At 58.2% G+C, this 14,317-nt stretch carries 9 protein-coding genes; 3 read left to right on the top strand and 6 right to left on the bottom strand.

Annotation, left to right across the window (positions count from 1 at the left end; all coding sequences use genetic code 11):
* Nucleotides 1-35: 35 nt before the first annotated feature.
* From LG409_RS04490 to LG409_RS04465, 6 genes are all read right to left on the bottom strand, one after another.
* Entirely contained in the window at nt 36-1,952 is a 1,917-nt protein-coding gene (locus LG409_RS04490; RefSeq protein WP_227407694.1) for an IucA/IucC family protein, read from the bottom strand.
* Nucleotides 1,953-1,995: 43 nt separating this feature from the next.
* A complete protein-coding gene (locus tag LG409_RS04485; RefSeq protein WP_227407693.1) occupies nt 1,996-2,769 on the bottom strand; it encodes an HpcH/HpaI aldolase family protein in 774 nt (257 codons plus the stop codon).
* Entirely contained in the window at nt 2,763-4,643 is a 1,881-nt protein-coding gene (locus LG409_RS04480) for an IucA/IucC family protein (RefSeq protein WP_227407692.1), read from the bottom strand. The genes LG409_RS04485 and LG409_RS04480 overlap by 7 nt, the downstream gene beginning before the upstream one ends.
* A gap of 48 nt (nt 4,644-4,691) precedes the next feature.
* A complete protein-coding gene (locus LG409_RS04475; RefSeq protein ID WP_227407691.1) occupies nt 4,692-5,951 on the bottom strand; it encodes a type III PLP-dependent enzyme in 1,260 nt (419 codons plus the stop codon).
* Nucleotides 5,944-7,737: an IucA/IucC family protein gene (locus tag LG409_RS04470; protein WP_227407690.1), complete on the bottom strand. Its 1,794-nt coding sequence runs from the start codon at nt 7,735-7,737 to the stop codon at nt 5,944-5,946. Before LG409_RS04470 ends, LG409_RS04475 begins: the two co-directional genes overlap by 8 nt.
* A 218-nt stretch (nt 7,738-7,955) precedes the next feature.
* Complete coding sequence (locus LG409_RS04465) at nt 7,956-10,097, bottom strand: TonB-dependent receptor (RefSeq protein ID WP_227407689.1); 2,142 nt, start codon at nt 10,095-10,097, stop codon at nt 7,956-7,958.
* A 257-nt stretch (nt 10,098-10,354) separates the two neighbouring features.
* On the opposite strand from LG409_RS04465, the gene LG409_RS04460 reads away from it, so the two are divergent.
* The 3 genes from LG409_RS04460 (at nt 10,355) to LG409_RS04450 (ending at nt 14,149) form a co-directional block, all read left to right on the top strand.
* Nucleotides 10,355-11,167, top strand: a complete 813-nt coding sequence (locus LG409_RS04460; RefSeq protein WP_227407688.1) for an ABC transporter ATP-binding protein — start codon at nt 10,355-10,357, stop codon at nt 11,165-11,167.
* Nucleotides 11,164-12,066, top strand: coding sequence for a sucrase ferredoxin (locus tag LG409_RS04455; RefSeq protein ID WP_227407687.1), 903 nt, complete (start codon nt 11,164-11,166; stop codon nt 12,064-12,066). The genes LG409_RS04460 and LG409_RS04455 overlap by 4 nt, the downstream gene beginning before the upstream one ends.
* A 235-nt stretch (nt 12,067-12,301) precedes the next feature.
* Nucleotides 12,302-14,149 carry a 3'-5' exonuclease gene (locus tag LG409_RS04450; RefSeq protein ID WP_227407686.1) on the top strand — a complete coding sequence of 616 codons (1,848 nt, stop codon included), beginning with the start codon at nt 12,302-12,304 and terminating at the stop codon, nt 14,147-14,149.
* Nucleotides 14,150-14,317: the final 168 nt, after the last annotated feature.

Raw genomic sequence — 14,317 nt, 5'->3', positions numbered from 1 at the left:
CGATGCCGCCCGCTCCCACGAGCGGCAAGTGCACATCACTCCTCCATGGCTACCTCTTCTTTCACGCCTACTGACAACGCGCTTGCCTGCAGAAAAGGATTACAGGTCAAGCTGGTACCAAAGGGCATGCTGCCAGGCCCTCCTGCACGCTCGATGATGGGTGCAATCAGACGCTTGTAGGGCCACTGCTTCTGCTCGAACAGCTGTGTCATCAGCAGGGTTCGATCCTGTTGATCAAACGGCAATGTCGTTATCTGTGCTTTCAACCGTTCGGCCAGCGTCAGCCAAAGGGTATTGGCAGGCAGCGCATAATATTCCGCGAGAGTATCGATGATGGCCCTCAGGTTGACCTGAATAGCGAGCGTTTGCAGCCAGAACAGCAACGCCTCCAGACTATCGTGGTACAAGGTGTTGGAGTGGCCCTGCTTGATGCGATAACTCGGGTCCTGCATTCCTTGCTGCGTTAGTCGTTCGACACAGATACGCAGGGAGTCGTGATCTCTGAGTAGCAAACCATCGCAGTGGCCCGCCTTGAAGACCAATACTGCATTTTGGCCATGCACCTCGGCCAACATGCCCAAGCGGAACATGCGCAGATTGATGTCAAAGAAGCGGTTGCAGAGCTCACCGAACAGCGCCTTGACGGATGTCGGGGTAGCGGGCATGCCACGCTGCTCTAGCCAGTCATCGAACACATGGTGCTCGCCCTTCGGCAGTGGCGTCCCAAGCGTGGCCATGGGCACCAGGCGAACATCCGCATCTTCCAGCAACACTTTCGGGTAGCTGCGCACCATGGCGGAAAGGTGGCGCGGCGCTTCGTCGAATAGCGTTGCCCCCTCTGGCATGTAGGCCCACCACTTGCTTTCATCGCAAAGGTACAGCCCCTTGGCCAACTGGTCATCCAACGTTTTGGCCTGCTGCAGCAAGTGGGCGCTCAGATCGCCATTGAGCATTTTGACGGCCGGAAGATACCGAGAGGCGCCCAGAGAGTGAATCGCCATCGGCAGCTTCAGGAAATGCGTGCTGTCGGTGGTAGGGGCAAGAGAACGCAGTGAAGAGGTTGCCCACCAGGGTTCGGTCACCGCCTCCAGCGACACACAGTCGCCTGCCTCGAAAGCCGTCTTTAACCATAGCGGCAACGAATGCTCGTGCTGCCACGGATGAACGGGAAGAGCGACGTGGGTATGCCGCACGCCTCGCACATCCATCTCCTGCGCTACCGCCTGTACGCCAGCTTCACTGGCGAGCCAGTGCACCGGCGGAAGTGTTTTATCAGTGACACCCGCTCCGCTCATCAAGCAGTGTTTGTCGATGGCCACCCAGCGCAGCGTAATAGGGCCATTGAACTCGGCCATATAGGCTTTGTATTCTGCTTCATTCAGCCCTTGCTTGGCTTTTGCGATCGGATGATAAGGTCGATCGAGAAGTGATGCCCACTGCTCCATCACCTTGAAATGCTCAGCGGTAGAAAGCATCGACAGCGCTTCGGTTCTGACATCATGGTCCACCGAGCTGGCAGCCTGCCAAAGCGTGTCGGACAGCGCGCGAAGAAATACCTGTTGCCCCTCCGTGAACGACGCCTCTTTCCCTGAGGTGCCTGCGGTAAAGAGTCGTCGTGCAAACGCCAGGGCGTCCAGGCGATGCCACTGCCTCTCAGGGTGGTCGACCAGCATCACGGGGGTATGAGGCACTTTTTCCCACGCCTGGGTAATCCCAGGCTGCAGCAGCAGCGCAATACTCTGACTCTCCCCTTGGGGCCAATACCAGATACGCTTTGTCTCATCGTGCGAATGATCGCCCAAGAGAGGCAGCCAGGTAAGGCGATCATCCACTTGCGTCGTGCTGATCCACTCTGCCTTCAAATGCTCCAGCAAGCCCTCTACCAAGCATCCATCTACCAGGTACTGAAGAATCTGACGTTGCGAAGGGCACTGGGCGTTAACGATTTCCATGTTCATAAATCCCCAAAAAACATTAGCAACATTGACTGTGAATTCAGACTGACCCACTTCTGGCCTGATGCAGCGCCCCTTGCAAAGCACGGAACGCGATCCCCCTCTCGTCTCCCAGCATGAAGGTGTTCACTCCCCGCGCTTGCCATCGCGCTTTAGCGTCTGGCTGGCGCAGAAAGGCGCAATAAGGGATGTGGTGTTCATGAGCTGTGCGCTGGACATGTTCCAGCGCCCGAATCACATCCGGGTGTCCGGTTTGCCACGTCACACCTAGGGACTGGGAGAGGTCGGCAGCCCCCTCGATCACCATGTCGAGCCCCGGAACGGCACAAATACGCTCTATCTGCTCCACGCCGAGGCGGCTTTCGAGCATGGCAACGACCATCACCTCTCTATTCGCTTGCACCACGTACTCCGCCAGCGACGTTTTTCCAAACCCGCCTGGGCGACCGGCATTGAGACTGCGCTGCCCTTCGGGGGCGTATTTGCAGGCAGCGACAGCACTGAGCAACGTCTCCGCCGACTCTACGTTAGGCAGCACGATGCCTTGGGCCCCACCATCCAGCAAACGCAGCATGGCTTTGGGTTCCGCATCGGCAACCCTGACCAGAGGCGTCATGGCGTAACTCTCGGCCGTACGAATCATGTGCTCGATGGTTTCCGGGTTGATCAGGACATGCTCGGTATCGATGACGACAAAATCAAAGCCTGCCTCTCCAATCAGCTCTATCGATGCGGCCGTGGGCATGGAGGCCATCACACCATGCACTTCTCTACCCTCGAGCAGCGCTTGCTTTAATTGGTTGGCTCTCAACATGAGGTCTCTCCACCAGGTGCGTAGGCAGCCATGGGGTTGGGTACGCTCTTGACCTGTGGGCGGTCATCCCCGAACAGCCGACGCCGGGTCAGAGCCTCCACCTCCCACTCCGGTGCAAAGATATCGAAGCAGCGATAGCGCTCTTCATGTTGTGGATTGTCACGCTGATACTGTTTCACCACCTCGGCGGTGATCGACCAGAAACGAGACTCTTCGAAGCCAAAGTGGCGATGCAGAAAAATGGCCATTTCGCCCAGTGCGATAAAGAAAAATGCATCGCAGGAGTAGTCGCGCACGGCCGTCACATCGTCGGTCACGAGAAAGGAGTTACGATTGAGCGCAGCATGACGCGGGGGGACGGGTTCGAGATCGGGTGCCAATTCAGGGCGCGCAAGATGAGCAGTGCTGAACCGAACTCCGTCATGGAAATCCTTTAGCGCCACCCGCGTCGGCCAACCATCTCGGTGAATCACGACGATGTTCTGGCCGTGAGACTCCATGCCCACTCCTTCGGCAAACAGCAGGTGGATAATGGGCAGCGTGGAAACGTAGATGAGCTGGCGAACCCAGGTCTCCAATCCATAGCGATCTATCCAGGGAGAGATAAAAGGCGTAGAGGGATCGCCTTCAGCGCTGCGAACGAATTGGCTCAACCCATTGAAAGGCACGGCTCGCTCTCGCTCATCCAGGAAATGGCTGATGTTTTGCCGCCAGATGGCACCGACCTTGCCATAGATTTCGTTATAACGCGCCGCGGGAAATGCCCGTTCATCCAGGGCGGCACCTGCCACCTCTCCCAGCAGGACGAAACCAGCGGAGGTTGCCACCTCATCGCTTGCTACCAGCTGCTGGAGCCATTGCGTAATGATCGGACCGTTGGTGACCGTGTGGCGTGCCAGGATACGCGTACTGGATGTATTGGTGATGCTCAGCGCCAGCTTGAGATAGGGCTTGTCACGCTCGAGCGGTGCCAAGGTCCGTATCGATTGTTGAGGGGTATAAACCGAGTTGCCTTCCCCTAAAAACGCAATCTCGCCACTGGCAAGCTCAGGATACAGCACGTGGACCAGTGCATTTTCCCACTGCCATGGATGCACCGGCACCAGAACGACGTCATCGCGCAGGCACTGCCGACGCTCCAGATACTTCTCCAAGCGTGCCAGCACATCTGCCCCAGCCTCGCGTAAGGCCCTTTCAGCCACCTTCTGGCCATCGACGGCGCCAGCCTGTGCCAAGTGAGCTGGCACAGCCAGCCAGAACACGTTGAGAGGATTGGCAAACTCTGGCCCATAACACCAATTATCCCGTAGCGAGAAGCCCAGCCGTGACTTGTAGCAAGGGTGATAGCTGTGGGCGTCGGTAAAATAGTTCTCGAGAGCATCGGCTTCCAACGCATGAGGCTCAGCGCCACTATTACCCGTGCAAGCAGACGACTGCGTATCCTTGATCAACGTCTGGACCAACTCGTTGACAAAGCCCGCTTGAATCGCAGTATCCGTCACGGTCTCTTCCAGGTCGGTCATAAAGCGTTGCAAGCTTATGGATTCAGCGTCGCCCTGCGCCTTGCATACCCGCAGCGTGGCGTGATCTAGGCGAATCAGCTGAAAGCTGTGGCATCGCCAGCCATCGACCTGGTAACGACGGCTTCCCAGGGTTAATGAAAAACGCGTTGCTCCGGCACGTGCGTCGGCGGGGTTCGGAGCGGCGGTATAGCTCAATACATCCTCATAAAGCAGCGTTTGCAGCAACTGACCTATGACTCTCCGTTCGATGCGTGCGTGATGGCGCCATATGTCCGTGGAGGCAAAGGGTGGGTCCACCCGTGTCGTCTCGACAAATGTCACAGGGGAGTGCACTCGTTCATGTGATGACATGGAATACCTTTTTGACGTAATGAAATGAATCACGGCCTACCGACCCACTCACACCTGCGCGCAAATCGTGTGCGTGTCGGCAGAGGCGGAAGCCGCCGTCGAAGAGTGTTCAATGAAGTGCTGCTCCGGCCGGGGGTGACAAAGAAAATCGGCATGGGAGATGTTGTAGCCATAAGCGCCAGCAAGGGGCAGTACCAACAGATCGCCGACCGCGACACCACGCATCATTTGGCGGCGGCTCAACACATCCTTTGGCGTGCATAGTTGGCCCACGACCGTCCACGAGCGGTTCTCGCCTCTGCTCGCACGACAGGAGTCCTCGGGTAAGTGAATGACCGGATGGTCATGCCCCTGAGCCACGGGTAGACGAAACTGATGCGTTCCCCCTCGACAAACCAGAAACCCTTCACCATGACTGACCTTGGTATCCAGCACCTCGATGGCGTAGTAGCCACAGAACGCCGAGAGGTAACGTCCGATTTCGAAACGCACCAACGGAGGCGCCTGCATGGCACTCAGATGCTCTCCCAAAGCTTGGCACAGCCCATGCCAATCGAACTGTTGCGAAGGCTGGAGATAATTGACGCCAATGCCCCCGCCGACGTTGAGCTGTGTCAGTTGCTCTGGATCACGCGCCAGTGCTCGCCACTGTGGCCAGCGTTCCAGGTAGAACGCCAGCAGCTGCTGATGGCGACGCAACTCGATTTGATGTGACATGGCATGACTGTGAAAGCCTCTCAACGAGAGGTTAGGGGCGTTATCGACGGCGCTGACCGCAGCGGATAACTGCGCTTCATCAATGCCAAAGGGAGTTGCCGCCCCCGCCATCTTCAACCGACTGGAGAAGGCGGCGGGCAGAACAGGATTGATACGCAGCAGTACCGGCTGTATGCGATTCAATTCCGCCGCTACCCTCTGCAAACGATCGATTTCGCTCAGGCTTTCAATATGAAACGCCTCTATGCCCTGTTGCATCGCGCATCGCATGTCCGAATCCAGCTTGCCCGGCCCCGACATTACCCATGGCCGAGGCGTGACACTGTTGCAAGCCCGCTCGATTTCCCCGCCGGAGGACAGCTCCAGTCCATCCACGATGGGAGCCAACGTATCGATAATCGCAGCTTCACTATTCGCCTTGATGGCATAAAACAGTTCGACCCCAGGGGGTAATGCCGCCTTCATACTCCGGCCATGGGCAGCCAGGGCTGGCAGGTCGTAAAAAAATGCGGCGATGGGATCACGAGACTGCTTGCGGTGCTGCGCTATCGCCGAGCGAACATGCTCAGGTAGCAGGGTGTACTTATCCATAGGCCACCTCCCGCTTGGCAGTCTGGGTAACCCATGGATTGGGCAATCGTACGTATTGAGCTTGCCTGTCCGCCTGAGCCATCAGGCGCAACTTGAAGTTGGTCTTGCAAGGCAGCGAGCCCCCGTGCAGCAACTCTTCCAGCTCTGGCGCGGGAACGTTCAGTTCACGTTTGACGCGATGCAATTCATCGAACGTATCCTGCCACAAGGCATCTGCCTGACCCGGGCGCTGCCAGCTCAGCGCCAGAATCGCCTCCGCAAGATGGTTCACGAACAAGCAGTAAGCGATACGGTTCCATCCTTGTTGACGGCTATAGGTCATGGAAGCTTTCACTCGCGGGTGTAGAGACTCTCCCGCTAGCCAATCCAGGCCCTTGTCGCTGGTCAGCTTCACACCTTCGAAATCGCGCAGCAGCATCTGGCGAGGAGTGCCGTCAGCATGGATCAGGACGCAGTTTTGCAAATGCGGCTCCATGACGATGCCATACCGGAAGAAAAGCCCCATGACCGGTGCGAGCAGTGTGCCCACGTACGCTTGAAACCAGGCCCTGATCTTGTCTGGCTCAGGTAACGCCTTCGGCTCCCCCGCGATGAAGTCAAGCACCATAGGCATTAGCTCGGGGTCGCGGGCAAACAAGGTGGCGCTCAACAGGCAGGTTTGAGGTGAGAAGCGCTGGCAGAAGTTCTCGCGCAGAATGACCCCGGTTTGCTCTCGAAACCAGCGCTGTTGTTCATCGTCACTCCCTTCGGGCGCCCAATGAACCGTTGCAGGCTCTTGAGCCACGCATAGGGCATCGAGTGATGGCTCCTGCGCCTGCAGCAACTGATGCATGATGCGGTCGATCACCAAGGTGCTCTCAAGTTCGTACCAGGCATTTTTACGCACACAGTTGGTAATGCGCACGTTCAGCGAGCCTTTGAGAAACCACGGATGCCCTTCGATATACCAGGTACGCATGGACGCCGTTGGCGTAGCACACCAGCCGCTCTGTCCCAGGTCGCGGATCACCTTGTCTTTTAACAACTCACTGACACGAGCATCCTGTTTGAACAATTCGGCCTGCACCGGATGCATGCTGAGCACGATACGCTCGACATCTTCCGCTGCTCCCTGGTCTGCCACCTGTGCCAATACCTCCTCATGCTCGAGCCGGTTCGCCTGAACACTCAGCCCATGCCGTGGGAAGGAGAATTGATATAGCGGAGTCGTGGCGCCAAACTCTGGCGCATAAGCGGGCTTGTCCTGTAGCAGATGTGATGGCCACTGCCGGGCCTTGGGGGTGGGATGATTCGGATGGCCGAACCATAGTCCCTGCTCACTACTGGGGTAGTCTGCCAACGGTGTGCATCGCGGCTGCTCTGCGGCATGCGCCACGATAGAAGCCATCACCTTCTGGCTCTGCCTTGCCTGAACACTCAACTCTTGATTGAGCGCTCCTTCATGCCATTCACAGTGCTCCAACAAGGCGGTGATCAGTTCAGGCAATTCAAGAACTTGCCAGCGATCATCGCCAGCCACTCGCACATAGGTATCGGAAAGATAATAATGGCTACCCAGCACTGATTGGCGGTCCACCATGACCCATAGTGAGAGTGAAGCCGACCATCGAATCAGTAGCGGCGCTCCCTCCGAGTACTCTGGCAAACCTTTGCGACACGCTGGCCAGCGGTACAGCAAAGTCTGTTCAGGAATGGCCACTTCCTTGATAAGGCAGTTCAACAGCGCATGCATAGAAGCATGTCGGCTGATCTCACTTGGTAATCGAGACTCGCGTGCGTAGCTCATATGGCCTCCGCAAAAATGCATCCGTTTAAGTCCAGCACACTCCTGAGTGTGTGGCTCCTTGCCTCCCTGGCTAGTCACTTTGCGAAGTTGTTATTTAAGTGCCGATACAGCGTTGTTATGAAGCGTGGCAAAGCATGGCGTTGCTTGATTGATGAGAGCAGCCGCTGCCAACGGCCTGCTCTCGATGCCACCATGGGCGATGAAGATCATCTCAGCGATCAGAAATCGAGACGGTACCCCAGCGTCAATGTCCGACCTCGGCCAGCAAAATAGCGTTCGTCATTGACCAGCGCACTTTGCGAGTAGTAGGTGACGTACTGTTCATCCAGCAGGTTGGACACCCCGACATTCACCCGTCCGACCGGCAGCTGGTAGCCCACGGCGGCATCCATGAGCAGGTAGCCATCGAACTCACGTTCGGGCTCGTCGAAGGTCATGTCGAAAGCATAGTTGGCTTGAACATAGGTCGAGAGCTGGTCGGTCCAGTTGGCCGACCAGCTTGCCACCAGGCGGTCCGGGGCCACATCGATGCCGGACAGCGAGGCATCCAGGTTGCCGTCGTCGTTACTGTCGTAGCGGCCGCGCATGCGGGAATAAGAGAGCCGACCGGCGTGCTGATCCGTGAACTGGTAACCCACGGCGGCTTCTACCCCCTTGATCTCGGTTTCCTGGCGCGACATGAAGAAGGCACCATCGCGCTCGTCCAGGCGGCTGCCAAAATCAGACGACGACACATAGTAGTTCAACTCGGCAGCCAGCCGACCGTCGTCGTAGCGAACACCGGTTTCGATATTGTCGGTGACGATAGGGCGCAGGTTCTCGATACTGTCGACCGACTGCCCCGGGGTTTGTATGCTGCGCAGCGCACGCCCCACGTCGGGCACGGTGAAACCTTCGGAGTAGTTGGCAAACAGGCTCCAGTGCTGGACGGGCTTCCACACGGCTCCCAGGTTGTAGAGCGTCTCATTGAAGCTGGGGGAGCCCCCTTCCACATCCACGCCATTGCGGGTGTAAAGCGTCTGGTAGTCGTCGATGTTCAGCTTGGCGTACTCGTAGCGCACCCCCGCCGAGAGCAGCAGCGACTCTGCCGGGCGCAACTCCGCCTGGAGGAATGGCGAGAGGTCGGTGTACTCTACCGGCGGCACATAAGTACGGTCGGTCTGGTAGAGGTACTGCTCGGTGTCATCGAACAGCGTGTCGAAGCCCGCCGTGAGCGATAGGCGATCATCCAGCAGGTCTTCGCGGGTCAAGCTTACCTTGGTGCCCCACTTGGAGGTGTCGGCCATGGTCTGGTCGTAAAAAGTGCCGATGGGGGCATAGGCGGGGTCCTGGAACGTCGCCGAATTATCGGCTCCAAACAGCGCCTCATAATCCTGATAGAACACCTGGGCACTCAAGTGCATGCCTGCCAGGTCGTAATGGTCGTAGCTCAAGCCGGTGGTCCAGACCCGGTTATAAGGCGCTTTACCCTCTGGCGTGCCGCGCTCGGAAGTGGTCACCACGCCATTGGCGCGATCTCCGGTGACACTCAGATAATTATTGTGCCCCTCGATGTTGTAGTGATTGAGGGTGAACTGGAGACGCTGGTCATCATCGAACCAGTACGCCAACTTGCCAAGAATATCGAACGACCGCGCATCCATCAGATCGCCCTGGGTATTATCCACCCCCACCGCCTGGCCATTACCATCCAGAAACAGCCCCTGGTCTTCGAGGCTGGCGGAAAACAGATAATCCACGTTGCCGCTGTTGCCGCTGACGCCATAAGTGGTGCGATAGCTCAGGGTATCGCTATCCAGCTCCCGCGTGGGCGTCGTGACCTGAGCCTCTATGTGCTGGTTGAACGACCCCGGCTCTGGGCGCTTGGTCACCAGGTTGATGACGCCCCCTTCCGCGCCAATCCCGTTGGTGGCGTTGGCCCCCTGGATCACTTCGATCTGTTCCACCATGGAAAAATCGATGGTGTGGGCCTCGCGCCCAGTGGGGCGCAGCGGATTGGACTGAGGAATACCATCGATCAGGATCAAGGGCCTGCGGCCACGCAGCGTCTCACCACTACCACTCATCTTTTGCCGGCTGGGCGAGTAGGAAGGCAGCAGGTTACTGAGAATTTGCGAGGAGTCGCTGGTCAGCTGCAGCTGCTGCTGGATCTCTTGCTCGCTGATGATGCGCACGGTCTGCGGCGAGTCCTCCTTGGTGGTATTGGTTCTCGACGCCGTGACCACCACGGTGGGCTCCGTATTGTTGCGATTGCTTGGCGGCTCTACCTCGATGCTCTCCTGAGCATGGGCCTGACTGGCCGACACCAGACCGGCCAACGTGACGGTCGGCCAAAATACCTGACGCTTCATCGTACGCATGTTCTTTTTATCCCCCTGCGGATCAGTGTGACGTGAACTTCCTTCGCTGCAAACGCAACTCATAACTAAATGATAATGATTGTATTATGCATATAAGATAAGAAAGATCTAGGCTTGGGGAACGAACCGTTCGATATAATGAAATGACTGAGGGGTATGTCGCTTTGCCTTGGGCGCACGGTTCTGGGCATCACCGTTGAAAATGAGAATGTTTTGAATTAGGGTGCTGAGCTTCGTATTTTCTTGTGAGTTCGCCCATGTCCGCCACGAGCCCTCCCCCTCCTCGCTTGAAAGGCGATGCCCTGCAGGCAGGCTATGAATCGCGACGAGTGCTGGATGGGGTCGACATTGCCGTGGCCGAGGGCAAGCTGACGGTACTGCTGGGGCCCAATGGCAGCGGCAAGTCCACCTTGCTCAAAACCCTTGCCCGCACGCTGACCCCGCAGGCAGGGCACGTCTATCTGGATGGCAAGGATATACACCGCAGCAGCACCCGCGAGGTGGCTCAGCGGTTGGGCATTCTGCCCCAGGGGCCAGTGGCGCCAGAGGGATTGAGCGTGCGGCAGTTGGTGAGCATGGGGAGGTTCCCCCATCAGCGGTTATGGCACAAGGATGCCGAGCGCGACGCCACCGCCATCCGTGAGGCCATGGCCTATGCCAATGTGACGGAGTTCGCCGACCGCAGCGTGGATGCGCTGTCTGGCGGCCAGCGCCAGCGCTGCTGGATCGCCATGGTGCTGGCACAGCAGACCGACCTGATTCTCCTGGACGAGCCCACCACCTTTCTCGATTTGAAAGTACAGGTCGATTTGCTGGCGCTGCTTTCTCGCCTCGCCCACGATCATGGCCGTACGCTGCTGCTGGTACTGCATGACCTGAACCTGGCCGCCGCCTACGCCGATCAACTGGTCATGATGCGCGAAGGCGCCATTGTGACGCGCGGTTCGCCCAACGACGTCTTTACCGCCGACAATCTCAAGCGGGTCTTTGATCTGGATGCCCATGTGCTGCACGACCCCGCCAGCGGCAGCCCCATCTGCGTGCCTTTCAAGCGAGCCATGGCCTCATGAAACACACCTTCTGCGCCGACCTGAGCCACCAGCAGAACGACCCTCTGGGCGGTAGTGCAGCCCACCTGGAACACAACCTGCTGATAAGCTGGCCCCGAGCGAAATGGCTTCGTACCATGCGCCATGCCAGCGACATGAGCGAACCACTGAAACACACGCTGGACCGCATTGCCGCCAGCGGGCGCAGAATCAACCTGATTCATCGGCATCATCAGGATCACCATCAGCATCGGGTATTTCTGATGCCGGAAAGGCGCCACTTCAGCGTGGCCCGCGAGCACCTGGAGACTTTCCTGCACGCCTGGCAGCACGACCTTCCACTGGAACAATGGGAGCAGCCCCCCCCTGAGCACGACCTGATTCTCTGCTGCACCCACGGCAAAAAGGATAAATGCTGCGCCAAATACGGCTACCAAACCTACAAGGCACTGGCCAAGACGGTGGCTGATGAGCAGCTTCCCTTCGACGTTTGGGAAAGCAGCCACCTGGGCGGCTGCCGATTGGCGGCCAGCCTCCTGCTACTTTCTCCCGTGCGCAAGTACGGGCGCATCACCCCTGCAGAAGTGGCTGCGTTCCTGCACAGCGAGGCGCGCCAACAGCGCTATTTACCCGGCTATCGTGGCGACTCCCAACTGTCACCCGCTCAGCAGGCCAGCCAACTGGCCGCCCTGCACCATTTGAGTGATGCACAAGAACAACCCCACCTGACCCTGCTGAACGACGAAGGCGACGAGCAGCAGCGCCGGATTCAATGGCAATGGCAGCGCCCTGATGGCCAGGGCCAGCTGACCGTCTATTGCCAAGCCACGACGATCCAGCGTGTGGATAGCTGCGCCGACCTGGATCAGGGGCCAACAGAAAGCGTCGTGTGGCGGGCGTATGCTGTCAACGCCGACTGACCCGCCACCCTGCCGCCGTTACCAGCGGTAGCTTGCACTGCCTCTGCCAGGCACCGGCATAGCCCACCATATCCAGCACTCGATGGCGCCATTTCGATATACGTGACCTCGGGTTGCCCGCCGCATCGTCACTTCCGGGTTTTCTAATTGAAGCCACCCGATACGCCGGATAGAATGAATTACCAAATAAAACTTCATGATTGGGTAGATGGCCCGATACCGGAGCCCTCACACCATGGCCAAATTCATCCCCACGCTCACCACCATTCCCCGCATGACCGCTGGCGAGCGACGTGTCGCGCAACGCCTCGATAGCCTGCTGGAAGACGACTACATCGTCTGGTACGACATACCGCTGGGGCAAAAGCGCCGCTACCCAGATTTCATCGTTCTGCACCCTGCCCGAGGGCTGCTATTTCTCGAAGTAAAAGATTGGAAGATCGAAACGCTCCGCTCGATCACCCCCGACAGCGTCGAGATCGATACGCCTCAAGGGCGCAAGACCGTCAGTAACCCACTGGCTCAGGCCCGCCAATGCGCCTTTTCCGCCATCAACCAGCTACAGCGAGACCCGCAGCTCACCCAACGCGACGAGCGTTACCGGGGAAAGCTCTGCTTTCCTTATGGCTTTGGGGTGGTCTTTCCCAACATCACTCGGCTGCAGTGGAATAACGCGATTGCCGAAGCCGACCAGGAGCTAGTGCTGCCGGGCCACCTGGTCATCTGCAAGGACGAGATGGCCCCCTCCACCGACCCGGAGGCATTTCAGGAACGCCTCTGGAACATGTTCAACTATCAGTTTGGCGAAAAACTGAGCCTTCCTCAGCTCGACAGGATTCGCTGGCAGCTCTTCCCGGAAGTGCGTATCGACGCCCCCACCGGGGACCTGTTCGCTGACGAGGAAAGCAGCGAGACGCCCACGACCGAGGTCGTACCCGATATCGTTCGCGTCATGGATTTACACCAGGAACAGTTGGCGCGCAGCATGGGTGACGGCCACCGCGTGATCCACGGCGTGGCAGGCTCCGGCAAGACCCTGATTCTTGGCTACCGCTGCCTGCACCTGGCCCAGGCAACGACCAAGCCGATTCTGGTGCTGTGCTTCAACATCACCTTGGCTGCCAGGCTCCGCTGTTTCATTGCCGAGAAAGGAATTGCCGATAAGGTGCAGGTTCACCACTTCCATGAATGGTGTGGCCTACAGCTCAAGACCTACCACGTGAGCCTGCTGCCAGGTAGCCGCCCTGCTTACGAGCGCCAGGTCGAGAGCGTCATGGACGCCGTGGATCGAGAGCAGATCCCCCGCGCGCAGTACGCCGCCGTGATGATCGACGAAGGCCATGATTTCGAGCGGGAGTGGCTCAAGCTGGTCGTTCAGATGATCGACCCGGACACCAATTCGCTACTGCTGCTCTACGACGATGCGCAGTCCATCTACCGCAAAGGCTCGCTGTCATTCCCACTGTCGGCGGCTGGCGTTCAGGCGCGCGGTCGTACCACTATTCTCAAACTCAATTACCGCAACACCCGGGAAATTCTCACCTTTGCTTACGACTTCGCGCGGGACTTCCTCGAAGCGCACGACACCGACGAAGACCATGTGCCGCTGATCGCACCGGAAGTGGCCGGGGTCAGCGGCCCACCTCCCGCGTTTCGCGACTTCGACAGCGACCAACAAGAGAGCCGCTATCTCGTGCACTGCATCAAGGCGTGGCAACAGCAAGGCAGCACGTTAAACAGCATGGCCGTGGTGTACACCAACAACGCCCAAGGGCTTCATTTCCACAAAGCCTTTCAAAAAGCGGGCATTCCCAGCCGCTGCTTACAGAACGCTGCCGACAAACGCGCTTACAACCCGGACGCCAACGAAGTGGTGCTGTTGAGCCGCCAAAGCAGCAAAGGCCTCGAATTCGACACGGTGCTGCTCAGCGGGCTGGGCGCCCTCAGCAACGATGAAGCACAACAAGCCCAGGAAGCCCGCCTACTCTATGTCGGCATGACCCGAGCCCGCCGCCTGCTCGTGACCAGCAGCCAGGAGAATTGGTACACCAAGCGGTTGAAGGAACTGGCGAGGGCTGGGTGAGGATGATGGTGTGTGGCGCGTGTTGGGGCTCTTTTAGTCTTGCCCATTGTGAGTATCTGAAATTTATCAAGTGGTAATAAAGAATGAAGATAAAAAAGCAAGAGTAAAGAAGCGAGGAAGGTGGTGGGCCCAGCTGGACTTGAACCTACGACCAAGGGATTATGAGCT

The sequence above is a fragment of the Halomonas sp. NyZ770 genome, assembly GCF_020616575.1.
GTDB lineage: Bacteria > Pseudomonadota > Gammaproteobacteria > Pseudomonadales > Halomonadaceae > Vreelandella > Vreelandella hamiltonii.
Note: the sequence above shows the minus strand (reverse complement) of the source record. Positions and strands in the feature narration are given on the sequence as shown.